Consider the following 712-nt stretch of genomic DNA (forward strand, 5'->3'; position numbering starts at 1 on the left):
ATCAAATATACACCTGAAGAGTGGTCGACCAAATAGTTTTCGCTGTCTTCTTTTTGGTTAACTTTAGCCGATACCACACGGTATTGCTGTTTGATGACAGGCAGGCTTTGATCGCCGGTAGCCGTCAGGCCGATAAAATCAGGGTGGAACTGTTTGGCATATTTGCCGATTACTTCAGGCGTATCGCGCTCCGGGTCGATGCTGACAAATACTACTTTCACGTCTTTAGCCTGATCGCCCAATTGTTTCAAAGTATCGCTGTAAGTCAGCAACTCGGTCGGGCATACGTCAGGACAGTGGGTATAACCGAAAGACAGGATAACCACTTTGCCTTTCAAGTCGCTCAGGCTGAAAGGTTTGCCGTCGCCATCGGTCAATGTAAAATCACCGCCAATATCTTCTTTGCGCATATCGGTACCGCGCGCTTGCACTTTGGGCGCAGACTCACCGGAAGCAGCAGGCGCAGCAGAAGCGGCAGAAGCGGCAGGTGTCGAAGAAGCCTCTTTAGCCTCTTCTTTAGGCTGACAAGCAGCCAGAGCAGCCAACGCAAAAGCACTGAGTAGGAAAGTTCGTGTAACGGAAAGCATAAATTTTCTCCAAAACCGTTTCAAATTAAGTGAAGCCAAACAACCGCCCGGCCGATATAAAAACAAAACATCTTCATATTAACGCGTTTGACACATTAAATATAGCCCTTTTTACAGATAAATAC

1 protein-coding gene is annotated in these 712 nt (G+C 47.2%); it reads right to left on the minus strand.

Features of this window, described 5'->3' with window-relative positions; translation table 11 throughout:
* Positions 1-587 (minus strand): SCO family protein (locus ACTHUM_RS16650; protein WP_440403512.1); only part of this gene is annotated, 587 nt, incomplete at its 3' end.
* Positions 588-712: the final 125 nt, after the last annotated feature.

Source organism: Neisseria sp. P0021.S006 (genome assembly GCF_051956895.1).